The organism is Paenibacillus arenilitoris (assembly GCF_014705655.1).
Classification (GTDB): Bacteria; Bacillota; Bacilli; order Paenibacillales; family Paenibacillaceae; genus Pristimantibacillus; species Pristimantibacillus arenilitoris.
Map to the genome: position 1 here is coordinate 20,546 of NZ_JACXIY010000013.1, position 26,777 is coordinate 47,322.

22 protein-coding genes are annotated in these 26,777 nt (G+C 51.6%); 18 read left to right on the forward strand and 4 right to left on the reverse strand.

Going from position 1 to position 26,777, the window contains the following annotated elements; genetic code table 11:
• Positions 1-329: 329 nt before the first annotated feature.
• The gene (locus IDH41_RS10160) at positions 330-881 is read right to left on the reverse strand and encodes a hypothetical protein (RefSeq protein ID WP_190860663.1); all 552 of its coding nucleotides are present in this window, start codon (positions 879-881) and stop codon (positions 330-332) included.
• Positions 882-1,122: 241 nt separating this feature from the next.
• On the opposite strand from IDH41_RS10160, the gene IDH41_RS10165 reads away from it, so the two are divergent.
• The 8 genes from IDH41_RS10165 (at position 1,123) to IDH41_RS10200 (ending at position 9,916) form a co-directional block, all read left to right on the forward strand.
• The gene (locus IDH41_RS10165; RefSeq protein WP_020619046.1) at positions 1,123-1,413 is read left to right on the forward strand and encodes a YerC/YecD family TrpR-related protein; all 291 of its coding nucleotides are present in this window, start codon (positions 1,123-1,125) and stop codon (positions 1,411-1,413) included.
• Between the two features lie 8 nt (positions 1,414-1,421).
• Positions 1,422-2,192 (forward strand): sirohydrochlorin chelatase, encoded by a 771-nt coding sequence (locus IDH41_RS10170; protein ID WP_190860665.1) that lies wholly within the window; start codon positions 1,422-1,424, stop codon positions 2,190-2,192.
• A gap of 92 nt (positions 2,193-2,284) precedes the next feature.
• Positions 2,285-3,199: a diacylglycerol kinase gene (locus IDH41_RS10175; protein WP_190860667.1), complete on the forward strand. Its 915-nt coding sequence runs from the start codon at positions 2,285-2,287 to the stop codon at positions 3,197-3,199.
• Between the two features lie 106 nt (positions 3,200-3,305).
• A complete protein-coding gene (gene rlmD / locus IDH41_RS10180; RefSeq protein WP_190860670.1) occupies positions 3,306-4,787 on the forward strand; it encodes a 23S rRNA (uracil(1939)-C(5))-methyltransferase RlmD in 1,482 nt (493 codons plus the stop codon).
• 100 nt (positions 4,788-4,887) lie between these two features.
• Complete coding sequence (locus IDH41_RS10185) at positions 4,888-5,280, forward strand: Imm41 family immunity protein (protein WP_190860672.1); 393 nt, start codon at positions 4,888-4,890, stop codon at positions 5,278-5,280.
• Between the two features lie 870 nt (positions 5,281-6,150).
• Positions 6,151-6,798, forward strand: coding sequence for a TetR/AcrR family transcriptional regulator (locus IDH41_RS10190; protein WP_190860673.1), 648 nt, complete (start codon positions 6,151-6,153; stop codon positions 6,796-6,798).
• A 33-nt stretch (positions 6,799-6,831) separates the two neighbouring features.
• A complete protein-coding gene (locus IDH41_RS10195; protein WP_190860675.1) occupies positions 6,832-9,153 on the forward strand; it encodes an ABC transporter permease in 2,322 nt (773 codons plus the stop codon).
• A gap of 4 nt (positions 9,154-9,157) precedes the next feature.
• A complete protein-coding gene (locus IDH41_RS10200; protein ID WP_190860677.1) occupies positions 9,158-9,916 on the forward strand; it encodes an ABC transporter ATP-binding protein in 759 nt (252 codons plus the stop codon).
• Positions 9,917-10,014: 98 nt separating this feature from the next.
• Here the strand turns inward: IDH41_RS10200 and IDH41_RS10205 are convergent, their stop codons facing one another.
• Positions 10,015-10,680 carry a GntR family transcriptional regulator gene (locus IDH41_RS10205; RefSeq protein WP_190860679.1) on the reverse strand — a complete coding sequence of 222 codons (666 nt, stop codon included), beginning with the start codon at positions 10,678-10,680 and terminating at the stop codon, positions 10,015-10,017.
• A gap of 314 nt (positions 10,681-10,994) precedes the next feature.
• Here IDH41_RS10205 and IDH41_RS10210 point away from each other — a divergent pair, with 314 nt between their 5' ends.
• The 4 genes from IDH41_RS10210 to IDH41_RS10225 all read left to right on the forward strand — a co-directional run bounded on the left by IDH41_RS10210 (position 10,995) and on the right by IDH41_RS10225 (position 15,595).
• Complete coding sequence (locus IDH41_RS10210) at positions 10,995-11,963, forward strand: CehA/McbA family metallohydrolase domain-containing protein (protein ID WP_190860681.1); 969 nt, start codon at positions 10,995-10,997, stop codon at positions 11,961-11,963.
• A 29-nt stretch (positions 11,964-11,992) separates the two neighbouring features.
• The gene (locus IDH41_RS10215; protein ID WP_317890718.1) at positions 11,993-12,928 is read left to right on the forward strand and encodes an ABC transporter permease; all 936 of its coding nucleotides are present in this window, start codon (positions 11,993-11,995) and stop codon (positions 12,926-12,928) included.
• A gap of 9 nt (positions 12,929-12,937) precedes the next feature.
• Positions 12,938-13,825 carry a carbohydrate ABC transporter permease gene (locus IDH41_RS10220; RefSeq protein ID WP_190860683.1) on the forward strand — a complete coding sequence of 296 codons (888 nt, stop codon included), beginning with the start codon at positions 12,938-12,940 and terminating at the stop codon, positions 13,823-13,825.
• Positions 13,826-13,891: 66 nt separating this feature from the next.
• Positions 13,892-15,595 carry an extracellular solute-binding protein gene (locus IDH41_RS10225; RefSeq protein WP_190860685.1) on the forward strand — a complete coding sequence of 568 codons (1,704 nt, stop codon included), beginning with the start codon at positions 13,892-13,894 and terminating at the stop codon, positions 15,593-15,595.
• A 266-nt stretch (positions 15,596-15,861) separates the two neighbouring features.
• Here the strand turns inward: IDH41_RS10225 and IDH41_RS10230 are convergent, their stop codons facing one another.
• Entirely contained in the window at positions 15,862-16,110 is a 249-nt protein-coding gene (locus tag IDH41_RS10230) for a hypothetical protein (RefSeq protein ID WP_190860687.1), read from the reverse strand.
• Positions 16,111-16,286: 176 nt separating this feature from the next.
• Here IDH41_RS10230 and IDH41_RS10235 point away from each other — a divergent pair, with 176 nt between their 5' ends.
• The 6 genes from IDH41_RS10235 (at position 16,287) to IDH41_RS10260 (ending at position 25,750) form a co-directional block, all read left to right on the forward strand.
• Positions 16,287-18,005 (forward strand): sensor histidine kinase, encoded by a 1,719-nt coding sequence (locus IDH41_RS10235; RefSeq protein WP_190860689.1) that lies wholly within the window; start codon positions 16,287-16,289, stop codon positions 18,003-18,005.
• Positions 17,974-19,599, forward strand: a complete 1,626-nt coding sequence (locus IDH41_RS10240) for a response regulator (RefSeq protein WP_190860691.1) — start codon at positions 17,974-17,976, stop codon at positions 19,597-19,599. Before IDH41_RS10235 ends, IDH41_RS10240 begins: the two co-directional genes overlap by 32 nt.
• Before the next feature lie 97 nt (positions 19,600-19,696).
• On the forward strand, positions 19,697-21,439 hold the full coding sequence (locus tag IDH41_RS10245; protein WP_190860693.1) for an extracellular solute-binding protein: 1,743 nt from the start codon (positions 19,697-19,699) through the stop codon (positions 21,437-21,439).
• Positions 21,440-21,504: 65 nt separating this feature from the next.
• On the forward strand, positions 21,505-22,404 hold the full coding sequence (locus tag IDH41_RS10250; protein ID WP_190860695.1) for an ABC transporter permease: 900 nt from the start codon (positions 21,505-21,507) through the stop codon (positions 22,402-22,404).
• A gap of 31 nt (positions 22,405-22,435) precedes the next feature.
• Complete coding sequence (locus tag IDH41_RS10255) at positions 22,436-23,320, forward strand: carbohydrate ABC transporter permease (protein WP_190860697.1); 885 nt, start codon at positions 22,436-22,438, stop codon at positions 23,318-23,320.
• A gap of 27 nt (positions 23,321-23,347) precedes the next feature.
• Positions 23,348-25,750: an alpha-L-rhamnosidase-related protein gene (locus tag IDH41_RS10260; RefSeq protein WP_190860699.1), complete on the forward strand. Its 2,403-nt coding sequence runs from the start codon at positions 23,348-23,350 to the stop codon at positions 25,748-25,750.
• A 16-nt stretch (positions 25,751-25,766) separates the two neighbouring features.
• Here IDH41_RS10260 and IDH41_RS10265 read toward each other — a convergent pair whose 3' ends face one another.
• On the reverse strand, positions 25,767-26,720 hold the full coding sequence (locus IDH41_RS10265) for a phytanoyl-CoA dioxygenase family protein (protein WP_190860701.1): 954 nt from the start codon (positions 26,718-26,720) through the stop codon (positions 25,767-25,769).
• Positions 26,721-26,777: the final 57 nt, after the last annotated feature.

Below are 26,777 nucleotides of genomic sequence, written 5' to 3' on the forward strand. Positions count from 1 at the left end.
GTCCGCAGGCGATAAACGCTTGCAGCCGGGGTGTGCTTCACTCGGGCAATGTAGTTAGGTTCATCATAACGGAAGAACGGAGAGGAAGCAACCGTTAATCGCGAGAAACGACGAAGCTGCCGGCGCTGGTACAGGGGCGGACGTCGTCGGTCCGCGTATCGGACAGGCGCAGGGTTTCATACGGGGCGGAAGCGCCACGGCAAGCCCCGCCGATGGCTGCCGGCCCCGTTCGGCCACAATTCGGGCCCGCCTCAAGCAGCGGCAGCGCCCCGATCCGCATGCGATAAACGCCGCAGCCGGGGCTATGCTTCGCCGGATGCGAGGATAAGCTAGCGCCGGCGCTTGACCGGACGTTTGCCGCCGCCGCCCTTGCCGGTCTTGCGGCGCTTCCGGCGGCGCTTCGGCTTCCACTCGATGCTCTCGGAATCGTCATCCGAGTCGGCCTTCGACTTTTTGCCGAAGGAGCCGAGGAGCACTTTGACGAGCGGCGCCATCTGGGAGACGCTCGACATGACCTTCTGCACCTTCGTCACGGTCGAGAGGATCCCGTCGAGTCCGCCCATCCGGTCGACTAAGCCTTTGAGCTCGCTCAGGTTGGCAAGAGAGAAGCCGCCTCCCTTGGAAGGGGCGGACGTTAATTCGGATACTTCAGTCGAATTGGGATGGACGGCAGGCAGCAGCTCCTGCCCATACATCGGACCGGCGGGGGGCATCGTCGGCAATTCCCCGCCTATATGGAAGCCGCCGGAATTCGCGCCGGGAAATCCGCCGGACTTGGCGCCGAACGATTTGCTGGGCGGGAACGGCCCTTGTTGCCGGTGCGAGCCATGCGGCATGCCGTAACGTTGGTTGCCCGGTCCGGGGTTATTGCGGTAATTCACACGGATCACAACCCTTTTTTTATTAGTTTATGGGTTAGGCAAACATTCCGATTGGACGAATGTCCCGAATGCGGAACTTTTTATGGATAAATGCCCGGTGCTCGTATATGCTCTAAGAGCGGGAAAAGGCCAATCCGGGCTCTTCCTTTCTCTAAAGCGTGAATACGCTAACGTTTGAATAATACGGATAAAAAAGTTACAATAAAATTATTAGTTAGTACTAAACCGGGAGTGGATAACGATGCAGCTGAAGAAGCTGAACGATAAAGCGATCGATCAATTGTTCGAAGCGGTTTTGACGTTAAAATCGGTTGAGGAATGTTACGTATTTTTTGACGACTTGTGCACGGTGAACGAAATCCAGTCGTTGTCGCAGCGGCTCGAAGTAGCTAGAATGCTCGGCAAAGGCAGTACATATAACCAAATCGAAGCGGAGACGGGCGCCAGCACGGCAACGATCTCGCGGGTTAAGCGTTGTTTGAATTACGGCAACGACGGCTATAAAATGGCACTAGAGCGTCTCGGAAGGTAGGCTGCGCGATGAAGCCCGGTATTCTCGTCGTCAGTCACGGCTCCAGGGAAACCGAGTGGGTGCGGCTCGTGGATGCCGCGGTCGAGGCTGCGGCCGCTTCGCCGTCCGTGGCCGGCGTTCCGGTCGTGTCCTCCTTCCTCGAGATCGTCGAGGGACGGCTGATTCAGGACGGGATCGACGAGCTGGAACGGATGGGCGTGACGGACATGCTCGTCGTACCGCTGTTCATCTCCTCCGGAAGTACGCACGTGGATGAGATCGGCCAAGCTTTTGGACTCCCCCGGATATCGGATCTGGAGGGGGATCTCAGCATGTTCCGGTTTAACGCCAAGCTCCGCTACGGGAAGCCGATCGACGCCGATCCGGAGATCGCCGAGCTGCTTGCCGCGAACATCGCGGAGCTGTCGACGGATCCCGCGCGCGAAGCGCTTCTCCTGATTGGCCACGGCAGCAAGGAGAAGGTGTTCCACGACCGCTGGCGGGAGGGGCTGTCGCTTCTCGGCGAGCGGCTGCGTTCGCTTGGCGGCTATGCGCGGGCGGAATCCGCCATGCTGCTGCCCGATCAGGCGGCGGCGAAGCTTAAGGCGATGCAGGCGGAGCGCCCCGGAGAGGCGGTCATCGTCGTACCGATTTTTTTGAGCAGCGGATATTTTACGAATAAGGTCATTCCATCCCGGCTTGAAGGGCTCGACTACCGTTACAACGGACAAGCGATGCTCCCTCACCCGGCGGTCGAGCGCTGGCTGGTCCGGCAAATGACGGAGTGGCTGCTGCATTAGGGACGATCATCATAGGCTGCGCCTTACGGTTGCGTGGTGCGGCGTTGGGTCAAAATAGACAGAGCGGAATGGATTGCTGGGGGTGTACCGTAATGGCCATCAAACGGGCGCGGCTTATATATAACCCGACTTCGGGAAGAGAAGAGATGAAACGGCGCTTGCCGGATATTTTGCAGCGGCTGGAGAAAGGCGGCATCGAGACGAGCTGCCATATGACGATCGGCGAAGGCGATGCCACGCTCGCGGCGTCCGAGGCGGCGGACCGCGGCTATGACATGGTCATCGCGGCGGGCGGCGACGGCACGCTGTACGAGGTGATCAACGGCCTCACGGGCAAGGCGGATCGACCTCCGCTCGGGATATTGCCGGTCGGCACGACGAACGATTTCGCCAGGGCGATGGGCATTCCGAAGCATTGGGAGTACGCCGTCGACCTGATCATTCAGCAATACTCGCGGCCGATCGACGTCGGCAAGGCGAACGAGCGTTATTTCATCAACATCGCCGGCGGCGGTTCGCTCACCGAGCTGACGTACGACGTGCCGAGCAAACTGAAGACGATGATCGGCCAGCTCGCTTATTATATGAAGGGAATGGAGAAAATGACCCGCCTCCGCCCGACCGAGCTGCATTTTCAAGCGGCGGAGGTAGGCGAGTTTCACGACGAGTTCATGATGTTCCTCATCTGCAACAGCAACTCGGTGGGCGGCTTCGAGCGGCTGGCGCCGGATTCGAAGCTGGATGACGGCCTGCTCGACGTGCTGCTGATCCGAAAGTGCAACCTGCCGGAGTTCATCAAGCTGGTGACGCTGGCGCTGCGCGGCGAGCATCTGAACGATCCGCATGTCATCCATTTTCGGACGAACGAGCTGAAGGTGACGACGCCGGATTACGTGCAGATCAATCTCGACGGCGAATACGGCGGCGTGCTGCCGTGCAGCTTCTCGGTGCTGCCGTCGCATTTGCATATTTTCGCGGATGAGACGGGCTCGTCGACGTACCGGTAAGCGGCGGGCAGGAGTCTGCGGCTAAGCGGCACGGGCGAGGGGAATAACGATAGGAGTAGGTCTGGCCTGGCGCCTGGAAATCGGAAGGAAGAGCGGAGTAGAAGCGATGCAGAACAGCGGAAAACATAAAGGCGGCAGAGGCAGAGCGCGCGGCGGTACCCGTTCGGGAGGAACGGCTGCGGCCGCAGCGGCGGCGGATGCGCCTTTTCAAAAAAACGAGCAGGTCGTCGCCGACATCATCGGCTTGACGCATGACGGAGAAGGGGTGGGCCGCGCGGACGGTTTTACCCTTTTTATACAAGGGGCACTTCCCGGCGAGCGCGTGCGCGCGAAGGTTATGAAGGTGAAGAAGCAGTATGGCTACGCGAGACTGGAGGAGCTGCTCGAAGCCAGCCCCGACCGCGTGCAGCCGCTCTGTCCCATTCATAAGGAATGCGGCGGCTGCCAGCTGCAGCACCTGGACTACCCGGCGCAGCTGGCGTGGAAGCGGCAGCATGTCGCGGACAATCTGACGCGGATCGGGAAGCTGACCGTGGCGGAGGAGGCGGGTGAGGGCGTCGTCGTTCGCGATACGGTCGGGATGGACGAGCCTTGGCGGTACCGGAACAAAGCGGCCGTTCCCGTCGGCGCCGGCGCCGAGGAAGATGGCCTCGCCATGGGCTTCTACGCCCAAGGCAGCCACCGGATTATCGATATGGACGAGTGTCATATCCAGGATGAGCGGAACGACGAGACGATTCGCGCGGTGAAGCGGATCGCGAGCGAGCTTGGCGTGCCCCCTTACGACGAGGAGTCCGGCCGCGGCTTGCTTCGCCACGTGGTCGTGCGAACGGGCGTCGTGACCGGCGAGATCATGGTCGTGCTAATTACGAACGGCAGGAAGCTGCCGCAGGCGGACCGTCTGGCAGAGCGCATTCGCGAGGTGGTGCCGGCCGTGAAGAGCATCGTGCAGAACGTGAACGAGCGGAGCACGAACGCGATTTTCGGCGAGGAGACGATTACGCTGTGGGGCAGCGACGTGATCTACGACGAGCTGGACGGCATTCGCTTCGCGATATCGGCAAGGTCGTTCTACCAAGTGAACCCGGCACAGACGGTGAAGCTGTACCGCAAGGCGGTCGATTACGCCGGATTGACCGGCTCGGAGACGGTCATCGACGCGTACTGCGGGATCGGCACGATCTCGCTGTTCCTCGCCCGGCGGGCGGGCCGCGTATACGGCGTCGAGATCGTGCCGGAGGCAATCGAAGACGCTGCGCGGAATGCCGAGCTGAACGGCATCGCGAACGCGGCGTTCGAGGCGGGGCCGGCGGAGGTCGTCATCCCGCGCTGGCGCGAGGAAGGGATCGCGGCCGACGTTATCGTCGTCGATCCGCCGCGCAAAGGCTGCGACGCCGCGCTGCTCGAGACGATCATCGCGATGCGGCCGGAGCGGGTCGTCTACGTCAGCTGCAACCCGTCGACGCTGGCGCGGGACCTGCGCGTGCTGGAGGACGGCGGCTTCCGGACGGTTGAGGTGACGCCGGTGGACATGTTTCCGCAGACGATGCATGTGGAGTGTTGCTCACTGTTGGTAAGGAAAGACTAATATTAAGATGTATCGGTGCTCAGACCCTTCCTTTTACTGGAAGGGTTTTTCGTTTTAGAGTGGAACTTTTTAAGTAGAGTAAAAAATCGGAGGGGGCTTTATGGAGAACGAATTGCAGGTACTTATGAATAACTATAATTGCGTAGAGAACACCTTTATACATAAATTGAGCGAAGAATCTTTTTTTGATTTTCCTTCATTTTGGGATTACTACAATAGTGTAAGGGTAGTAATTAAAGAAACTATTGATAAACCTTTAGATAGAGAAATCTCTAGAGCAATTAGTTTCACGCATGCAAAAATCTTAGAACATATCATATGGGAGTACTCTGATAATAATTTAGGTCAAATTAAAAACTTTCCTTTCGACAAACTTCATTTAATAATTGAGCGACTTAGTTTCTTGGTAGATGGATATTTTCAAGGTTATCTCATTGATGAGAGCAACTTTGACGAAGAATTACAAAATCCACTTTTCAATGAAAATGTTTAATCAGAGCCACCCATAATTCACTTAGGTTTTTTAAGGAGGGGCTTGATATCCATGCTGTGGGATTCAAAAATAAAGATAAAACGTATAATGTATTCTTAAATGAAGAGGATGACAAATTTCTTGTCGATTCAAAATTAAGCCGTAGACAAGTATAGGGCACGTTCATTTTTCCTGTATCTGATTCCAGTTCGGCTTATCGAATATTTCATGAGTGGGTCATGAAAAGTTACTCTCCATATATTTCAAACAAATTAAGTGAAGGACGATAATATGGCAAATCCATTCTCTAATAAAAAGAAAATCCGTGGTTGGAAGCGTAGAATTAAGCAGATTAAACAATGGAAACAACGTCATATTGATTGGACATTGAACGATTAAGTCGTAACAATAGAGGCTATGTAAAGTTATGGATTGACCCATTCTACCGGTTAACTAGACGTAATCCTCCGATGTGGTATTCTCGATTAATACTGGAGGCAATGATAGAAGTTTACCAATCTTGATCTCAACAGATGAAAAGATTAAATGAACCATTCTATCTGAAAATATGGCTCTATAATCCGAACTTTATTAATTCACAAATTGTTATCGCTTTTCGAGCTCATCCATGTAACTGTCGTAATGCCTCTATGATTTTTTTGCAAATATGTTGTGCGTACAATAATGCTTTAAAATTATAACCTATTTCTTTTAAGTGACGCACTAGGGAGAACCGTAAAATGGTTAGTTACCATCATTAAATGGTGTAATTAGCCAAACTTCGCTTCGGTTCGCTCTTTTTTTGATTTAACAAAATCTTGAAACAATAAAACAATAAAACATGCTAATATTAAACCGACAGGCAGTCGGTCGGTAAAAGGGGGTATAAGAATGAGAGTTGTAAAAACAGCCGAGGTACGCAGGAACGAAATACTTGACGCGGCGGATGAGCTGTTCAGTCAGAAAGGCTTTGACGGCACGAGTACAAACGATATTCTCGAAAAGGTCGAAATTGCGCGGGGAACGCTGTATTATCACTTCAAGTCGAAGGAGCATATTATGGACGCGCTGATTGAGCGGTATAGTGTCCGTCTTTTAGGTGCAGCGCAAGAAATTGCCAAAGACAAGAGTATACCCGTAGTCGAGCGCATCATCCGCGTCGTTATGGCATTGAACTTAAGCGGTGGAAGCAGCAAGGAAATTATGGAGCACATTCACAAGCCGCAGAACGCGCTTTTGCATCAGAAAATACAAAGGGTCATCATTAACGGCGTTACGCCGATCCTGGCGGGAATCATCCGCGAGGGTACTCAGCAGGGACTGTTCAACACGCCTTACCCGTATGAGTGCATGGAAATGATTGTCGTATATTCGAATACCGTTTTTGATGATGACCTGGTTTCAATGACGAACGAGGAGAGGGCTTCCCGCGTTCAAGCGTTAGTTGTCAACGCGGAAAGGCTGCTCGGCGCCGAAAGGGGAAGCCTTATGTCCGTTATGCAGATGTTTGATAACGGAGATGAGGACAGCCTTGAATAATTCGTGGCTCAACATAGAACACAGAGGTGACTTATGTATAACAAAATAATCCGCAATGACATGATAAAGAGCAAATGGATTACAGTGACAACGATGATATTTGTTGCTGCCGCGGCTATGCTGGTTTCGCTCGCGGCGATACTCGCCGTCAATCTGTATGGCGCGCTGGATACGTTAATGACAAAAGCGAAAACGCCGCATTTTATGCAGATGCACGCAGGTGAGATTGATACTGCGCGGCTTACGGCTTTCGCAAAGCAGAACAGCAATGTCGATGAGTTTCAGGTGGTTGAATTTCTGAACGTCGATGGCGCGCAATTTATATTCGGCGAAAAATCGCTCGCGAACAGCGTGCAGGACAACGGGTTAAGCGTACAGAGCGAGAAATTCGATTATCTGCTAGATCTTGAAGGTAACGTAATTAACGTATCCGACGGCGAGGTTTATGTTCCGGTAAGCTATATGAAGAACAACACCGCCAAGGTCGGGGACAAGGCCGTCATAAGCGGAAAAGAATTTACCGTTGCGGGTTTCTTGCGCGATTCCACCATGAATTCATCACTCTCCGCTTCAAAGCGATTTCTTGTAAGCAGCAGTGATTATGCAGAAGTTAAAACCCTAGGAAATCCGGAGTATCTGATCGAGTTCAGATTAAAGGATAGGTCGGGGCTAGGCGCATTCGAAACCGCCTATGCCAACGCAGGACTTGAGATGAACGGGCCAACGGTTACGTATGCGCTTTTCCGAATGATGAATGCCATTTCCGACGGGATTATGATTGGGGTTATCCTTCTGGTAGGCCTGCTTGTCATTGCCGTCGCGTTCATGTGCATACGCTTTACGCTCCTTGCGAAGATCGAAGACGATTATCGCGAAATTGGTGTGATGAAGGCTATAGGGCTGCGCGTCTCCGACATCAAGAAGATTTATTTGGCAAAATACGCGGCAATTGCGGCGGCAGGCTCTATTCTCGGTTTTGCTCTTTCGTTTGTTTTCAAAGGCATGCTTCTTGAAAATATACGGCTTTATATGGGAGAAAGCAAATATTCCTCTTTTGTTTATGTCTTAGGAATCGCCGGCATCCTTCTAGTATTTCTTGCCATTATAGTCTATGTCAACGGTGTGCTTAAACGATTCCGGAAAATATCCGCCGCGGAAGCCATACGCTTCGGCACCGCGCAAGAAAAATCCGCAGGCACAAAGCGTTTTACCCTAAGCGGGAACAGGTTGTTCAACACGAATATTTTTCTCGGTATCAAAGATGTTCTCGCAAGGAAAAGACTCTACATCACAATGCTTGCTGTGTTGGTGATTTCGGCATTTATCCTGATTGTTCCGCAAAACCTGTATACCTCGATTTCCTCAAAAAGCTTCATTAATTATATGGGGATTGGAAACTACGATCTGCGCATACAGTTGTCCGGCAATATCGACAATGTCGATGATAAAGTCTCCGAAATCGTAGAGACGGTGAAAAGCGATCAAGCTATTTCCAAGGTTGCCGTCCTTACAACAAAAACATTCAAAGCAAAGATGGAAGACGGATCGGAAGAAAATATGAAAATCGAACTCGGCGATCATTCGATATTTCCTATCGCATATACCGAGGGCAAGGCACCCGCCGCGGATGATGAAATTGCGCTCTCGACGATATACGCCGATGAATGGAGCCTTAAGGTCGGCGATGACATTACGCTGGCGATTGAAGGGACGGAAAAAGATCTCAAGGTAAGCGGAATCTATTCCGACATTACCAACGGCGGCAAAACCGCAAAGGCCGTATTCACCGACGATTCGGCGGGTATGATGTGGAGCATTGTCAGCGCCGAACTGTCGGATAAATCCCTTGTTGACGCGGAGGTTGAGGAATATGCAGCCAAGTTTGATTTTGCCAAAACCTCGAACGTTGATGAATTTGTTACACAGACCCTTGGCTCGACCATAAGCTCCGTTGAAACGGCCTCCTACGCCGCAATTGCCGTTGCGCTGGTTATAACTGTGCTCGTTACATTGTTATTTATGAAAATGCTTGTCGCAAAGGACAGATATTCCATTGCCGTCATGAAAGCGTTCGGTTTTAGAAACTCGGATGTTAAAGCTCAGTTTGTTTCGCGTTCGTTATTCGTTCTGATTGTCGGAATTGCTCTCGGTACGCTTCTGGCGAACACGCTTGGAGAAATGCTTGCGGGTATGGTGATCTCCTCGTTCGGAGCATCGAAGTTTGATTTTGCGGTCAACCCGCTTTCGGCGTATCTGCTTAGTCCGCTGATGATGATCATCTCGGTACTTATCGCAACCATACTCGGCACATCGCGCGCAGGACAAATCAAAATTTTCGAACATATAAAGGAGTAGAACAATGATTAAGATTATTATTGGTGACAGAATAGTAAAATCTTTCGGCGAAGGCGATGAAAAGCGCAATGTCCTCGACGGAGTGTCCGTTGAAATTAACGAGGGCGAGTTCGTTGCGGTTATGGGACCTTCGGGTTCTGGAAAATCGACGCTCATGTATGCGCTGAGCGGAACGGATAACGTTGACGGCGGAAAGGTCGTGTTTGATAACAGGGATCTATCGACGGCCTCCGAGAACGAGCTATCGGATATTCGCAGAACGGCAATGGGATTTGTTTTTCAGCAGCCGACAATGCTGAAAAATCTGAATATCCTCGATAATATCATTCTTCCGTCCATGCGCGACAATCGTAAAAACGCCGCGAAAATCTCGGAGAAAGCTAGAACAATTATGAAAAGGGTAGGCATAGCAGAGCTTGAAAAGCGCGACATTACACAGGTTTCGGGCGGTCAGCTCCAGCGCGCGGGAATATGCCGTTCGCTTATGAACAACCCGCGGATCATCTTCGGCGACGAGCCGACGGGTGCGCTCAACTCAAAAACCGCGGAGGAGATTATGGACATATTTTCCGAGATCAACGCGGACGGTACTGCGGTTATGCTTGTCACTCATGACGCCAAGGTTGCGGCGCGGACGGAGCGCATTATGTTTATGCGCGACGGATCCATCGTAAGCGAGCTGAAGCTTCCGAAGTATGACGGGGCGGATATGGATGGCAGAGTAGAGAAAGTAGCAGTGAAAATGCGGGAGATTGGCATATAATTTGGTTGCTTATTTTAGGAATTGGAAGGAAAAAGGTGTGGAAGAGGATACGAACGCCTCTCTCCACACCTTCGTTATTGTGGTTCCCAGTTGTAAACTCAATCTTTCGAATGACTTGAAATTATAGAACGCACCTTGGGGGAGATGTACGAGTCTGAATTCACATAGTGCTGCGCCCATTTCTTGATACGCTCGTAATCTTTGTTTAACAGGTAGTCATATAATTTTTTGTTTAGAGGGGTAGCGGAAAAGTGACTAAGATGAGGTGCCCGTTTATAACTGATCACAGCTGTTATCATGAGTTTTTTGAGTAATCGTTCGATAGTCTCCAGCATCACTTGATTGCGGAAAGCTTGAAAGATGCTAAGAATAAAGGCGACGGAGTTGAGCGAATACTCATAATAATTTTTCTCTTCTGTCGCAATGATTTGTTTCTGCAAATAATCATGAATCTTCTCCAGATCGAAGTCAATACGATATTCCTCCACCTTATCGAACGCATGTTTCAGTAATGCGTCAAATAATTCGACTGTTTCCAGCATTTCTTCAAGTGACAGTTCCTTTACCACGATCCCTCTGTTTTTTAATAAATCAACATAGCCCTCGCTCTCCAGTCTATAAACAGCCATCCGTACCGGCGTTCGACTCATGTTCAGCCACTCCGCAAGTTCGTTCTCCGATAACAAATCTCCTGGCATATAGTCGCCGTTCATAATGCGATTCAAAATTTTTTCATAAGCGATACGTACCGATTCCGATGCCATCGTATCGAACAGCTCCATTTCGTTTTTTTATTTAATATCATACAGAATGTTGCTAGCCATTACAATTAACCGGGTCGCCCCGTCATTTTTACGAATTATTCACCTTCCGATAATATCGGGGAAATAATAGACAAGCATTATTTAATTGAATCCAAGTTGGATCCAAATGGAGATTAGAGGAGTGATTTACTACTGATCAAGTAGTTGTCGTCAGTTGCCGCGTAACCGGCGTACTGGTCAGGCACGTATGCCGATCATGCTCATCGTACTGTTGTCTTGCAAAAAATAAAAGGAAAAGAGAGTAGTGAAAAACGATGCGAAAGTCGCAGTTTATAGAAAACGGGACATTTTTTAAAGGGAATATTCATAGCCACACGACAAGATCGGACGGTTTTTATGCACCGGCCAAACTGGTGGAAATGTATAAGGAACGGGGATACTCGTTTCTTGTATTGAGCGATCATGAAAAGTTCTTTGATTCAACGGAATTCGATGATCCGGGTTTCTTGGTGTATCCGGGACTGGAATGGTCTGCAAAACACCTCAACAAGCCGGATCAATGGAATGATCTTCAAGGATTGTTCGTTGGAACATTATCCGACCATTTCCGGGAAGAACAGAAGTGGGGGCACGATCAATACCTTGAATCCGTAAGCGGACACAGCCATAGAGCCGTTCAAAGAGCCATCGACTGCTTGCGCGAGGCGGGGCACCTGTCCATTTATAATCATCCCCGCATATCGCGGGTGGAGCCTGAAGAGATACTGGGGTTGGAAGGTTTGTTCGCATTAGAAATCTATAACCATAAAAGTGAAGTATATTGCGGCAATGGCACAGCAACGTTTTACTGGGACTGGCTCTTGCGGAAAGGAAAACGGTTGTATGGAGTAGCCGACGATGATAACCACAACCAGGAAGCCGGCAATCGGACCAGGGACTCCTTTGGCGGTTGGATTATGGTGAAGGCCCGCGAGCTATCCCGCTCTGCACTTGCGGAAGCGCTAATTCAAGGAAGCTTCTATTCCTCGACAGGGCCGGAAATTTACGAGTACGGCATAGATGACGGAATGATCAAGATTGTAACATCTCCGGTTCAAAGCATTCGGTTTATTACGGATGGCAGCTTTGGCCAAAACTGGACCGCGGAAGACGGGACGAGCCTGACTGAAGCGAGCTATTCATTGACGGGCAAGGAGGTGTACGTGCGGGTTGAATGTATGGATGCTCACGGCAAGGTGGCCTGGAGTAATCCGATTTTCGAAGAAAACCTGCCGGGGTTGTAAACTTTGAGGAGGATAGGAGTGCGTCAACTGTGATTAAAACACATATGAAGAACAGCAGGCCGTTACGGAAACAAGTTCTGCAAAGTTGGCAATTGTATATCTTATTGCTCCCGGCTGCGACATACGTTGCGCTATTTAAGATTTATCCCATGTACGGTCTTCAGATGGCGTTTAAGGACTATAGAGCTTTAAACGGTATATGGGGCAGCGAATGGGCAGGGATTAAACACTTTGAGCGCTTCTTCGCATCTTATGACTTTTGGCGGGTGCTTGGCAATACGATCGAGCTCAGCCTCTATGATCTGATCGTCAGTTTTCCGTTTCCGATCCTGCTCGCACTCATGCTGAACCAGGTTCGTGCGAAGCTGTTCAAACAATCTGTGCAACTGGTGACGTACGCCCCGCATTTTATTTCCGTTGTTGTCTTGGTAGGTATGGTTGTGCAATTTCTCGATCCCAGGCTGGGATTGATCAATGGATTGATCGAGTTTTTTGGTTATCCGCAGATCAATTGGATGGCCAAACCGGAGTATTTCAAAACGATATACGTGCTCAGCGGCATCTGGCAAAATACCGGATTCGCTTGCATCATTTATCTGGCTGCCTTATCGGGTATTAATCCAACCTTGCATGAGGCGGCTTTAATGGATGGCTCATCAAGAATCCGGCGAATTTGGCACATCGATCTTCCGGGGATTATGCCGGTGATCATGATTATTCTGATCTTGAATGCGGGACATATCCTTAACGTCGGTTATGAAAAAGTGCTGCTCATGCAAAACCCGTTAAATCTGGAGGCTTCCGAAGTTATTGACACCTATGTATACAAGATAGGGCTTAATTCGCCGCTGACGAATTATTCCTACGCTACTGCGATAGGACTGTTTAAATCCGTCGCAGGACTGATTATGCTGATAATCGTCAACTATGCTGCCAAAAAAGCAAAGCAAGCTACGCTATGGTAGGAGCTAACTATGAATATTCTAGAATCCAAACAAGACAAATGGTTTCTGGCTGCCAATTATGCAGCGTTGTTCCTCATCCTTGTTAATGTCTTATATCCGCTGTTATATATTCTCAGCTCCTCGCTCAGCTCTCCCCAGGCGGTCGTGTCCGGGCGAGTATGGGTTTGGCCTGTCGAGTTCACTTTGGACGGGTATAAGGTCGTCATGGAATATGAAAAGTTCTGGCTAGGATTCGCCAATTCGATGTTCTACACGGGAGTCGGCACATTCTTAAATGTCGTCGTAACGATTATGGCCGCCTATGCCCTATCAAGGAAAGATCTCCCGTTTGGCGTCTTTATTCTGTCGATCTTTGTCTTTACGACCTTGTTCCAGGCAGGGCTGATTCCGGAATTTCTTGTTGTGGATGCTCTGGGGATCATGAACACCCGGTGGGCGATGATCTTTCCGACCGCTTTGTCCGTATTTCAATTACTGGTGGCTCGAACTTTTTTCGAAATTACGCTGCCGGAGGAATTATTAAAAGCCGCGCAGGTGGATGGCGCAAGCGATTTAACGTTTTTTTTCAAGATCGCTCTTCCGTTGTCCGCCCCCATCATTGCGGTGCTGTCCTTGTTTTATGCGGTAGGACACTGGAATCAATATTTTATGGCACTTATTTATTTGAGAGACGAAAGTTTGTTTCCGGTGCAGATTTTTCTTAGAAATGTTCTGGTGCAGAATGAGGTGGATTCTTCATTGCTGACCGGATTAGGGTCGGTTGAGGCTCAAAACGGATTGCGGCAGCTGCTTAAATATTCCGTCATTGTTATTGCCAGCGCCCCGATGTTGATTGTATACCCCTTCTTACAAAAATATCTTGTAAAGGGAGCGCTGCTCGGTTCGATAAAAAGCTGAGCAAGCAAATCGGCTCGGAGGCTCCATATTAGAAAGGCGATTATCAATTGAGAGGAGAATCATAAGATGGAACAAACAAGAAAATGCAAATTTAAGCGCCTGGTCATCCTCATCACCCTTGTCGTTTTATTAGCTGCGTGTTCGAAAGACACCCCCAACCATGCCGAGCAAAACATGTCCGCGAATACGATCCGGCTGACCGAGCCAGGTACGTTTCCAATCGTAGAAGGAGACCCGGTAGAATTGACCGTCTTGACACGCGCCGATGCGCGAATGGAGGACATTCGAACGAATGCATTTACCAAGTATTACGAAGAATTGACCAATGTGAAGATCAATTGGGAAGTGGCGCCGGAAGGCGGCTTGGTGGAAGCTTTGAATCTGCGGCTGTCGACGGGGGATTTGCCGGATATTATTATGGGCATGCCGATTGACCGGGCGCAGCAGAAAATTTATGGAGAACAGGGAGTGTTCCTTGATCTGAGTGAGCTATACGAGGAACACGGCTCGATCAGTAAGGAAATGTTCGAGAGAAATCCCCATGTTCTCGACTTCATCAGCAGCCAGGACGGAAAGTTCTATACCCTTCCGCAAGTTAGCGAGTGCGACTTTTGCGTTTCTCCGGTGAACATGTGGATCTACGAACCATGGCTGGAGCAGCTCGGATTGGACATGCCGGAGACGACGGAACAATTCTATGATGTGCTGCGTGCATTCCGCGATCAGGATCCGACAGGTCATGGAGGTGTCATCCCGCTCGCCGGCAGCCCGGCGGAAGGATTGCTAGCGCGAGTGGAGCAATTCTTGATGAATGCCTTTGTATATACCCCGCCCGAAAGGCTGTATTTGTCGAACGGGAAAGTGGAAGCCAGTTTCATGCAGCCCGGATGGAAGGAAGGGTTGAAGTATTTGCACAAGCTGTATGCCGAAGGGTTGCTGGCGGAGGAATCATTCACTATGGATAGACAGCAGCTTACGCAACTTGGCGAGCATCCGGAATACGCCGTTCTGGGAGCTGTTCCTGGCGGTTATCAAGGGTATTTTACGGAGATTGGCTCCGAGAGCAACCGGTACCTCGAATACGTGATGGTACCGCCTCTGGAAGGTCCCGATGGCACACGCCAAGCCGTTCATTCTCCTTACGGGATTGTCGCGACGGATGTGATCACAAGTTCCGCTCTTGCCCATAAAGAGGTTGCTTTCAGGTGGCTGGAGGGATTGTACTTCCCGGAAGTTACGTTGCAAGCAAGGAGAGGCGTGCCAGGTGTGGATTGGGTGGAAGCAGATGAAGGAATGGTCGGGTTAGACGGCCGTCCTGCCAAAATAAAAGTGATTACGCAATACGGCAAGTCTAGCAATAATCACTGGTTTTCCATCGGTCCGTTCTGGTATTCCGAAGATGCGACGATGGAGGTTGCGGTGGAAGATCGAAGCCGGGATATAAACGCTATTTTATTCGATCAGTTAACAGCAAAATACGTCCCTCACCTTGCCGACATCGAAACCGTGCTCCCTCCGCTATTGTTTGATGAGGAGCAAAGTATGGAAGTGGCCGACCTGAAAATGACGATCATGAATTACGTTGACGAGATGATCGCCAAATTTGTGTTGGGTCAAGCGGACATCGAGCAGGAATGGAGTCAGTACCTTGAGACGCTGGAAGAAATGAACGTCAGCCGATATATTGCGCTGCATCAACAGGCATTTGACAGCAAGGATCCCCTTCATGGCGAAGTCGAGGTTTATGATAAAGAACGGAAATCACATTGATGTGTTCACTCCTGAAGGCCATTCACATCCTAAGAAGAGGCTGATGCGGCTCCAATAAGGAATGCAGAAGCCTATTTATTTTGGATCCCCCATATCGTTTAGTCGGGCCGGCCAAGCGAACGACCGGCTCTAAGCCGCAAGGAGACCGCGGCCAAGAGCCGGTAGGTTCCGCCAGTTTTTCCTCCTTTGCGTTCCGATGAAAACTCGGAAGGATATTAGCCTAAATGAACATAAAGATGACGCCAGGAAGTTCCTGCGCGTCTTCTTTATTGTGCTTGTGCAGCTTTAGTTGTTAAGAGCGATTCGAACTTATCGACGGCCACCTGATCAGCAGTTCGGAGAGCGTGGCCATAAATATTCATTGTTGTGGTGATGATAGCCGTCGGATTGGGTGGCATATTCGTCCCGGAACAGGTGTAGCTGTGATATACATTCGGCTCAAGAATAAATACGTCGCCCGTGCTAATGTTGAAGATACTTGGCAGATCGTCTAAGTTTTTTCTTAAATCGTCCAAGAAAGCAGCTTCCTACTTCTATTAAATTCAAATTAGAGCGTACATTCCCGCGTTTGGCTTAAAGGAAGGATCGCACTGTTTATTACGGTGCGGTCCCTGCTTTTTTTTGGAGGAATCGTCGAACGTAACCAGAAGTATGTATACAACTTGTCCTATGACCTTTAAGGAGGCTCTATATGAAATCGTTCATGCAATCACCGAGACGCTCCATCTTCGGCAAAATCGTCATGACCTTTTTAGGGCTTCTCATTCCGCTTTGCAGCTTGAATTTGTTTATGAACGAGTCGGGCGCGGATGCGGTCCGTTCGGAAATCGTCAATTCCATGAATACGAAGGTCGAGCTGTATATGAATTTGATCGAGTCCGATGTGGAACGTATCGTAAAATTGATCCAAGCCTATGTCAACGACGAAGATCTGATGAAATTAAGCACCTCCGCCTCGATCATGACCGATATTGAAAAGACGCAATCCATTCTCGCGCTGAAGAGCAAGCTTGATCTCTTCGAGGAGTCCAGCCGATTCGTTCACCAAGTGAACGCCTTCATTCCCTTGCTTAACAGGAGCGTAACGTCCAACGATAACTCGATCACCGCCTTTGATCAAGCGCAATTTGAAGCGCTCTGCGTAACGACGAACCGTTATGAAGCCCCTTTCCTCCAGTGGAACGGCAGACTGTTCATCAGCGTGCCGTCTTCGGATCCCGTCGTGTTGGAAGGCAAGGAGCCGCTTTTCCTGCTGACCGTAGAGCTGTCGGAACGCGAGCTCCGGAACGCGCTGCGGCAATTTACGACGAACGGGGAGCAAGCCGTGCTTGCCGGCAATCATTTGCCGTGGTCGATTTCCAGCGGTTCGGAAAGTTCTGATTCGGATGCCGGCAGCGAAAAGTTTCTTGTCGTCGGAAAGTCGTCGTCCAGACTGGACAGCACGTTGTCGATCTATATGCCGGAAAACCGTATTTTCGGTTCGCTTAAGCGGTACCGGTATTGGTTGATTCTGCTGACGTCGCTGTCCGTGGCCGTCATTATCTTCTTCGCTTTCAGCATCTACCGGATCATCCAGCGGCCGTTGCGGACGTTAGTGCGTTCTCTCAATAAGGTAGAGCAGGGCAATTTCAACTTCGTCTTAACCTACCCCTTGAAGGATGAATTCGGTTTTTTATATAGACGGTTCAATGCGATGGTCAAAGAGCTGAACGTGTTGGTTCATGAGGTTTATGAGCAAAAATACCGCGTCCGCCTTGCCGAGCTGAGACAGCTTCAGTCGCAGATCAATCCTCATTTTTTATATAACAGCTTCTTCATCCTGCACCGGATGGCGAAATTGCACGATAACGAAAATATCGAGCGGTTTACGAAATTTTTAGGAGAGTACTTCCAATTCATCACCCGCGACGGGGTACATGAAACTACGCTGGAGACGGAAGCGAAGTATGCGAGGACTTACATGGACATCCAGTCGTTCCGCTTTGCGAACCGGATTCACGGCGAATTCGGCGAGCTGCCGGAAGAAATACGGAACCTGCAGGTTCCGCGGCTAATCTTGCAGCCGCTTATCGAGAACGCTTACAACCACGGTTTGGAGAATAAAAAGAAGGATGGATGGATCCGCGTCAGCTTTCGAGCGGACGGCGGGATGCTGCTTGTTGCCGTCGAGGATAACGGGGAGGAATTGAACGAGGAAAAGCTCCAATCGCTTTGCATTCGCCTGTATGTACCGGAGGAGGCTTCCGAGAGCACGGGGTTAATCAACGTACACCGCCGCTTACGGATCAAATACGGACAAGCAGGCGGCGTATCGCTTTCATTAGGCGAATCGGGCGGACTGAGAGCGGAGCTTCGAATTCCTTTAGGGCGGGAGGAGGATGAGCATGTACCGGCTGCTCATTGTGGATGACGAACCGTACACGGTCGACGGGTTGTATGAGATGCTGCAGGAAACGGATCTGGAGGAGCTCGAATTGTACAGGGCTTATTCAGCGGACGAAGCGCTTCATTGGCTTGGCCGAGTGAAGATCGATATCGTGCTTAGCGATATCAAGATGCCCGGGATGGACGGGTTGGGGCTGCACCGGCGGATCAAGCAACGGTGGCCTCGCTGCAAGGTCATATTCCTGACCGGCATGAATGATTCGGAATACGTGAGACAGTGCCTTCGTGACGGAGGCGTCGATTATATACTGAAGACCGAGGGCGACGAACCGATTGTTGCAAGCATTAGGTCCGCTATAGAGCGGCTGGAGGAAGAGCTTCATAATGACAGATTCATGCGGATTGCGAAAGAACGGTTCGCAGAGGCGCTCCCGGTCCTTCGCAACGATTGGTTCCGCAGGCTGCTGCATGACGGAGCGGAGGACGCGGGGCTGACGCAATCGAGGCTTGCCGATCTGGCATGCCCTCTGCATGCGGATGCCCCCGTGCTTCCCGTGCTCCTGCGCGTGGACCGATGGCCGGTACGCATTTCCGTTATGGACCGGCAGCTTCTTATCTACGCAATGGAGAACATTATTTCCGAGTATTTTACAGCGCAGGCCTTGCAGATGATCGCATTGGACGATTCCTGCTTTATGCTCTTGGTGCAGCCGGGAAATCGATCCGAACCGGAGCGGGAAGGCATACTTCGATTCGTGCGAGGAACTCTTGAAACCGTGCAGCGCACTTGCGGCACGTTACTTCATCTTCCTGTTTCCGTCATGTGCGGGCATGAGCAGGCGGATTGGGCGAATTTGCCGGAGACGTATTTCCGGATGAAGAAGGCGCTTGTTCTTAGCGCCGGTCCGGGCGATACGATGATGCTGTTCATATCGAACGGCGGTACCGAGGGTTCTTGCGAAAATCGAGGAGAGACGATGCTGGCGAGGTTAAGAGAACGGCTCGACACGGTGCTCGAAGGCGGGCGTTCGGAAGAGGCGCATGCCGTCATCTCCGCATGGTTCGAGGGCGCTCATGATTACGCCGTTTATTTGGAGGCTTACTATACGATTGCAAACAAATTCATCGGACTCGTGAACCGTTGGGGCTGGGTCGACCGTCTCTATCCGGTTATCCGGCTGGAGAGGCTGATGGACATTCAAAGTCATCATTCAAGGGAGCAAGCGATCGGATATTTGCAGAAGACGGCCGAACATTTGATCGCGCTGAAGAAGAACGTTCAAGACGAAAGAGCGGATAGAATCGTGGACAAAGTCAATAAATTTATCCGCGGACGGATCGCTTATGACGTTTCGCTTACGGCACTCGCGGAAGCCGTTTATTTGAATCCGTCTTATTTGTCGCTCTTATACAAGCAGACGACGGGCCAAAATATTTCCGATTACATCACGAACGTCCGACTGGAGAAAGCCAGAGAACTTCTGGCGGCCACACCGCTCAAAATCCACGAAGTCGCGGCGGCGATCGGATTTGACAACGCCGGTTATTTCACCCGGTTTTTCAGAAAACATACCGGCATCGGGCCGCAGGATTACCGGAATCAAGCATTTCCAAAATAAAAGAGAACAAATCCAAACAGTGTGTTATATCGCCGTCGTACGAGCGGACTTATACTAAAGCCAAGATCATCATCACAATCGATGAAGGAGGATGTTCATGAAGACTGCAAGTCGCAGGGCATGGCTCACAGCTTTATTGATTATGGCAATCGTATTTGTAAGCGCTTGCTCAGGGGGTGCGGGAAACGGAGGCGAGGGGGCGACGGATCCCGAACCGGCAGCGGAGACGAATGAGAATGCCGAAGAAACGGCAAGCACCGACTCCGGCACCGGCGAAGAACCGGCAGCGGCCGGTCCGCTAGGCAAATACGATCCTCCGGTCGAGGTTACTTCCGTCCGCATCGTGAACGACACTTTCAAATACGCGGAAGGCGAAGATATCGACAACAACATTTGGAGCCGTACCATTATGGATAAGCTCGGCATCGACATCCAATACGACTGGGTCGTCAGCGGCGACGGACCCGGCGGACAAGGCGAGCAGAAGATGAACGTCTCGATCGCTTCCGGAGACTTGCCCGAAATCATTCCCGTTAGCGCCAGACAGCTGAAGCAGCTGGTCGAAGGCGATCTTCTAATGGATTTGACCGACATCTACGAGCAATATGCATCGCCTTTTACGAAAGAAATCATGAACCAAGACGGTCCGAACGCACTCGCATCGGCGACGTTCGACGGCAAGCTGATGGCGATTCCGAACACGGGATCGGCGATGGACGGAGCATTCATGGTTTGGGTGCGTACCGACTGGTTGAAGAAGCTGAATCTTCCCGAACCTCAAACGATGGACGACGTGCTCAAAATATCCGAGGCGTTCACGACGCAAGATCCGGACGGCAACGGCAAAGCGGATACGATCGGGCTATCGCTCAATAAAGATTTGTATGGCGGATACGCCGGAATCGACGGTTTCCTTAACGGGTTTCATGCTTATCCGCGCCAATGGGTGAAGGACAGCTCGGGCAAGCTTGTGTTCGGCAGCATCCAGCCCGAAATGAAGGTAGCGCTCGCCAAGCTGCAAGAGCTTAATAAGAAAGGCCAAATCGACAGAGAATTCGGCGTGAAGGACCAAGGAAAAGCGGCCGAGTCCGCAGCCGCCGGCAAAGCAGGGCTTCATTTTGGGCAAATGTGGAATCCGTTGTGGCCGCTTGTGGACAACAAACGGAATGACCCGAATGCCGAATGGCAGGCTTATCCGCTCGTTTCCGTCGATGACAAACCGGCGCAGTCGCGCGTCAACCTCGCAGTAGGCACGTATTACGCCGTGTTGAAAGAGGCGAAGCATCCGGAAGCGCTGCTCAAGATTATTAACCTGTTCGTAGAAACCGGATGGGGAGAGTCGACGACTCCGGAAAATTACGCGGAACATTTTACAAAAGACGGATTTGAAAAACATAAATATACCCCTTTCCAAACGTGGCCGGCCCGTAAAAACCTCGATATTCATTTGCATATTTCGGAAGCGATGGACAGCGGCGACGAGTCGAAGCTTAATCCGGAGGAACAGAACAACTATGCGCAAATCAAGGATTTCCTTGAAGGCAAAGCAGGCAGCGAAATCGGGTGGGCCTATAACCGGGTGTTCGGGAAAGAAGGCTCGTTCAAGACGATCGACAAATATGTGGACGAAGGCCTGATTTTGCAGAACGAGTTCTTCGGCGCGCCGACGGACACGATGGTGGAGAAGGATGCGACGCTGCTTAAGATGGAGCTCGAAGTGTTCAGCAAAATTATTCTCGGCGATCCGATCGATCATTTCGACAAATTCGTTGAAGATTGGAAAAAGCTCGGCGGCGACGACATTACGGAAGAAGTCAACGAGTGGTACGCTTCCAAATAACTCGATAGGCGGGGGAAGAGTTGCGTCCGGATCTTCCCTCTTTACTTTTTGCCGGAGGTGTCAGGATGATTAAGAAGCTCAAATCGCCGTATTGGCCGCTGCATCTCATGCTGCTGCCAGGGCTGCTGCTTGTTGTAATTTACAGCTACGGGCCGTTATTCGGCATTATTATGGCATTTCAGAAGTTTAAGCCGGCCAAGGGCTTCTTCGATTCACCCTGGGCGGGTTTCGATAATTTCCAATACGTTCTGGACATGCCCGACTCTGCCAGAATTTTGTGGAACACGGTGATCATCGCTCTATTCAAAATCGTGGCAGGCTTCATCGTTCCGATTATCGTGGCGCTTCTGCTGAATGAGGTTCGCAAAGATGTTTTCAAGCGCGGCATCCAAACGATGATTTACTTGCCTCACTTTTTATCCTGGATCATCCTTGGCGGAATTCTGATCGATATCTTATCTCCTTCCAGCGGCATCGTGAACCAACTGCTGGCTTGGGTGGGGATCGAGCCGATCTACTTTCTGGGAGACAACCGCTGGTTCCGGCAGGTGCTCGTCATGTCCGACGTTTGGAAGGAGTTCGGTTTCAACACGATCGTTTATTTGGCGGCGCTGACAAGCATTAACCCGTCGTTGTACGAAGCCGCCATCGTAGACGGCGCCGGCCGATGGAAACAGACGTGGTACGTCACGCTTCCCGGCATGATGCCGATTATCGTGCTCACCCTGACTCTGAGCCTAGGCAACGTGCTGAACGCGGGGTTCGACCAAGTGTTCAATTTGTACAGCCCGCAGGTGTACGAAACGGGCGACATCATCGATACGTTCGTTTACCGGATCGGTCTCATCGATGCGCAATACGGGGTGGCGACCGCCGTCGGATTGTTTAAATCGGTCGTGTCGTTCGCATTTATCTCGATTTCGTATTATTTAGCCTACCGGCTGGCAAACTATCGAATTTTTTAACGTTTCGTGAAGGCAGAGAGGAGGAAGAAGGATGGTCGAGCGATTGACGACCGGAAGAAGAGTTTTCGTCGCCGTCAACTATGCGTTGTTGCTGTTTATGTCGCTTCTGTGCTTGCTTCCTTTGATCCACGTGCTGTCCGTATCGTTCAGCTCGAGCGAGGCGGCAACTGCAGGGCTTGTAAAACTTTGGCCGGTCGAATTCACGGCAAGCTCTTATCAGTTCGTTCTTGCCAAACCGGCATTCTTGACTTCCGTCGGCGTTACGCTGCAACGGGTCGCGATCGGCGTAACGGTCAACATGCTGCTTACGATCTTGGTCGCATATCCGCTATCCAAGGAAGTGACCAAGTTTCCGTACCGTACCGTATACGTCTGGGTTTTCGTCATCACGATCCTATTCCACGGCGGGCTCATTCCCCAATATATGATTGTGAAATACACGGGAATTATGGATACGATCTGGGCTTTGGTGCTCCCTTCGGTGGTTCCCGTATTTAACGTGGTGCTGCTTCTCAACTTTTTCCGCGGATTGCCCAAGGAACTGGAAGAAGCCGCGTTTATCGACGGCGCCGGCCATTGGACGACGCTGTGGCGCGTGATCGTGCCGCTTTCTGCGCCTGCGCTGGCAACGATTACGTTATTTGCGACGGTGGGCCATTGGAATTCCTGGTTCGACGGACTGATCTTTATGAATTCGCCGGAGCATTACCCGCTCCAAAGCTATCTGCAGACCGTCGTCATCAACCGCGACTTGAGCCTCGTATCTTCGTCCGACATGAAATCGCTTATGGAGGTGAGCGACAGAACGGCGAAAGCGGCGCAGATTTTTTTGGGAGCGTTGCCGATTCTGCTCGTTTATCCGTTCTTGCAGCGTTTTTTTATGAAAGGCATCGTACTTGGCAGCGTGAAAGAGTAGAATCGTACTCAGAAATGGAGGTTGAACATGGACATTGTAACCAAGTTGACAGACGCATCGTGGATTGGAGTTCCCGCTTCGGAGTATGCAGCCGGAACGAAGGCCGGACCGATCCGCAATGAGGCCGCCTACTTCCGCTGCCGGTTTGATTTGTCCGAAGCGGAGGATACCAGGCTGACGCTTTCGATTAGCGCTCATAGCCGTTACCGGCTGTGGGTGAACGGGGAACCGATCCTATCCGGACCGTGCAAGGGCGACCGGTGGCGGCATTATTACGAGACGGTCGACGTAAGCGATCTATTATGTTCGGGCGAAAATGTTCTTGCGGTGAAAGTCGTTTCCTACTCGCCATACGAAGCTCAGCCTCAAGGAAGCGGCGGCCCGTTCTCCGTTACGACAAGCGCGGCCGGCCCTTGTTTAATCGTAAGCGGTCTCGCGTCGTCGGCTTCCGGAGACGTCACGGCGGACATCGCGACCGGAAAGAAGAACGCTGTTCCTTGGGAAGCGATGCTGGGTCGTGCGGTCGAGTGGGAGCCTTACCGGGGGACGGCGTTTCTTGGCCCGATGGAGCGGGTGAACGGCGCGTTGCTGCCGCATGGCTGGAATAAGCCGGCTTCCGGCTCCGAACGGGCGGCTGAGGCGGATGAAGCATTATGGATCGTTCCGGACGTCAAATGGCGCGCCAACGGAAGACCGTACGGGCTCATCCCGCCGTTTCCGCTCCAGGAACGACCCATACCGCTGCTTTATGAAAGAGAGCGCCGGTTTCGAAGCGAGATGCCTGCAGGCCGGGACGTTACGCCGCGCGGCTCGTTCGGCCGCGGTCTCTTCGAGCCGCTCGTCGTTCCGCCGAACAGCGTCCGGGCGGTCGTTCTGGATGCGGGCGAGCTAACGACCGGCTATGTGTCGCTTCGAACGAGGGGAGGCGCCGGAAGCCAAATCCGGCTCAAATATGCGGAAAGCTATTCAAGGAAAAGCGCGAAAGGGTTTCCGGAGAAAGGAAATCGGGATGACGCCGTCCATTACGAGCTGCTTGGTCATGAAGACGTGTACCGGCCGGCCGGCGGAGACGAGACCTATGAACCGTTCTGGTTCCGGACATTCCGCTTCCTGCGATTGGAGGTTATGACGGGCAGCGAGCCTGTCGTCGTCCATCCTCCGGAATACCGGGAAACCGGTTATCCGCTGGAGGTCGTTTCGACGGTGCGCACCTCGGCCGATTGGACGGGACCGCTTTGGGACGTCAGCGTACGTACGCTTCAACGCTGCATGCACGAAACGTATGAGGATTGTCCTTACTACGAACAGCTTCAATACATCATGGACACAAGATTGCAAATCTTGTTTACGTACCGGACTTCCGGCGATCCGAGACTTGCGCGGAAGGCAATCGAGGATTTCGGGGCCTCTTTGCTTCCGGAAGGGATCATTCAAGCGAGATATCCTTCCATGGAACCTCAAGTCATTCCCGTGTTCGCCCTCCATTGGATCTTCATGGTGGAAGACTACGTTTGGCAAACGGGGGACATGGAGCTGCCGGTCCGCTGCCGGCCCGTCATTGATTCCATTCTATCCTGGTATGAGCGGAAGCGCGGCGAACAAGGGCTTGTCGAGCGGCTAGGCTATTGGGAGTTTTTCGATTGGGTCAAGGAGTGGGACGATTTGCAAGGTTCCCCGCGGGCGACGCTTTACGGTCCGTCAGCCAATCATAACGCGGCGTACATATGCGGATTGAAGGCGGCTGCGAGACTCTCCCGTTTAACCGGACGGGTGGAAACCGCTCTCGAATATGAGCGGAGAGCGGCGGAGACCGCGGGAGCGCTGCATATGCTCTGTTGGTCGGAGGAAAAGGGATTGTACCGGGAAGGACCGGAATGGGAACAATACAGCCAACATAGCCAAGTTTGGGCTGTATTGGCGGAACTCGTGGAAGGCGAGGACGCCGCGGCTCTCATGGACCGTATGCTTGCGGAGCAGGGGCTTCTTTCCTGTTCGTACGCCATGTCCTATTATTTATTCCGGGCTTTGGAGAAAGCCGGACGCTACGATCGTACGGAGGAGTTATGGCGTCCGTGGAGAGAGCTTCTGAAGCTCGGATTGACGACATGGCCGGAAGATCCGTTCATGCAGCGAAGCGATTGTCATGCTTGGGGCGCTCTGCCGCTTTATGAATTCACTAACGGCTTGCTGGGCGTTCGTCCGGAGCTTCCCGGGTGGGAGGCCATTCGGATCGAACCGCAATGCCTTTCGCTGCGGGAAGCGGAAGGACGGGTCATAACGCCGAAAGGCCTGGTTGAAGTGCAGTGGGAAAAGAAAGAAGGCAAGTACTCGATCTCGGGGACGGCGCCGGTTACCGTGCCGGTTACGCTTGTAATGCCGGACGGAACGGTGCGGTCGATCCCCGGCGGCGGCGAGTTTACATTCTCCTAACCTCGTTACCGCATCGCTAGCAAATTTTTTCTTTCTGCCATCGAACGGTTTCGTCGAAATCTTTGTAGCTGAACTGACGGTTGTTCCAGTAATATGGAAGGTCGGTTCGAGACCATCCTTCATACAATTGATCCCATGCGAACGGGCCGTGAGGAAGCAGCGAGGCCTGTTCGATGGGATCCGATATTTTTTGGTACCGGAAATCGCAAGAGAGGCGTATTTTGCCCGGGATTCGATTCGGCAGCGATTTATGAACCGTATAACTGTGGAATGCAAGCACGTCGCCTGACTCATACGCTGCCGTTTCCCATTCATATCCGAGCCCGCACAGAATCGATTCCAATCCGCCCGCGCCGGGCGACCGGGCGACGCCGAGCAAGCCTTCGCGATGGCTGCCTCTTAACACGGCCAATCCCCCGAGATCTGCGGATACGTCCCCTAACGGAATCCAACAGGTCCATGTATCCGCGCTTCCTTGCACATGAAGATAATCTTGATGCGACGGAGTGACATGGACGTCCGGGTGGGGGAGCATAATGCGCGCAATGTTGCGGGGATGCGGAAATGCGGTTTCGCCGAAAAGCGTAGAAAGCATATTCAATATGGCGGACGACTGCGCCAGCGCATGGAACGACTCCAGCTTTTGGACGTCTCTGTATACGTCGATGACGGTTCCTACACCGTTCCAAGCGATCTCCTCCGCGGTATATTGGCGGATTCTTTCGATATTTCCCATAGCGGTTTCGGCTGCGTGCGCCGGATCCAGCAAGCCGTGCCGATCCAATACGGCCAGGACGTCTTGCCGTACCGAATTCACCGCATCGGCCGGCAGCATACCTTTGATGAATAAATAACCGTCTTCTTCGGCTCGTTGTCTAAGTTGTTCCGGCTGCGTCAGCAACTCTGCAGAATTTTTGAATGGTCCGCCGATCGGACGTTTGTCGTTATCTTGTTCCGGATGGGTACTCACCTGGTTACAACCTCCCTGCGCAAGTTTGTTATCATCGTATCATCGTTTCGGAAGACT

Coding starts and splice junctions, on each gene's coding strand:
- IDH41_RS10165 (WP_020619046.1), top strand. CDS start 1,123: ATGCAGCTGAAGAAGCTGAACGATAAAGCGATCGATCAATTGTTCGAA.
- IDH41_RS10170 (WP_190860665.1), top strand. CDS start 1,422: ATGAAGCCCGGTATTCTCGTCGTCAGTCACGGCTCCAGGGAAACCGAG.
- IDH41_RS10175 (WP_190860667.1), top strand. CDS start 2,285: ATGGCCATCAAACGGGCGCGGCTTATATATAACCCGACTTCGGGAAGA.
- rlmD (WP_190860670.1), top strand. CDS start 3,306: ATGCAGAACAGCGGAAAACATAAAGGCGGCAGAGGCAGAGCGCGCGGC.
- IDH41_RS10185 (WP_190860672.1), top strand. CDS start 4,888: ATGGAGAACGAATTGCAGGTACTTATGAATAACTATAATTGCGTAGAG.
- IDH41_RS10190 (WP_190860673.1), top strand. CDS start 6,151: ATGAGAGTTGTAAAAACAGCCGAGGTACGCAGGAACGAAATACTTGAC.
- IDH41_RS10195 (WP_190860675.1), top strand. CDS start 6,832: ATGTATAACAAAATAATCCGCAATGACATGATAAAGAGCAAATGGATT.
- IDH41_RS10200 (WP_190860677.1), top strand. CDS start 9,158: ATGATTAAGATTATTATTGGTGACAGAATAGTAAAATCTTTCGGCGAA.
- IDH41_RS10205 (WP_190860679.1), bottom strand. CDS start 10,680: ATGGCATCGGAATCGGTACGTATCGCTTATGAAAAAATTTTGAATCGC.
- IDH41_RS10210 (WP_190860681.1), top strand. CDS start 10,995: ATGCGAAAGTCGCAGTTTATAGAAAACGGGACATTTTTTAAAGGGAAT.
- IDH41_RS10220 (WP_190860683.1), top strand. CDS start 12,938: ATGAATATTCTAGAATCCAAACAAGACAAATGGTTTCTGGCTGCCAAT.
- IDH41_RS10225 (WP_190860685.1), top strand. CDS start 13,892: ATGGAACAAACAAGAAAATGCAAATTTAAGCGCCTGGTCATCCTCATC.
- IDH41_RS10235 (WP_190860689.1), top strand. CDS start 16,287: ATGAAATCGTTCATGCAATCACCGAGACGCTCCATCTTCGGCAAAATC.
- IDH41_RS10240 (WP_190860691.1), top strand. CDS start 17,974: ATGAGCATGTACCGGCTGCTCATTGTGGATGACGAACCGTACACGGTC.
- IDH41_RS10245 (WP_190860693.1), top strand. CDS start 19,697: ATGAAGACTGCAAGTCGCAGGGCATGGCTCACAGCTTTATTGATTATG.
- IDH41_RS10250 (WP_190860695.1), top strand. CDS start 21,505: ATGATTAAGAAGCTCAAATCGCCGTATTGGCCGCTGCATCTCATGCTG.
- IDH41_RS10255 (WP_190860697.1), top strand. CDS start 22,436: ATGGTCGAGCGATTGACGACCGGAAGAAGAGTTTTCGTCGCCGTCAAC.
- IDH41_RS10260 (WP_190860699.1), top strand. CDS start 23,348: ATGGACATTGTAACCAAGTTGACAGACGCATCGTGGATTGGAGTTCCC.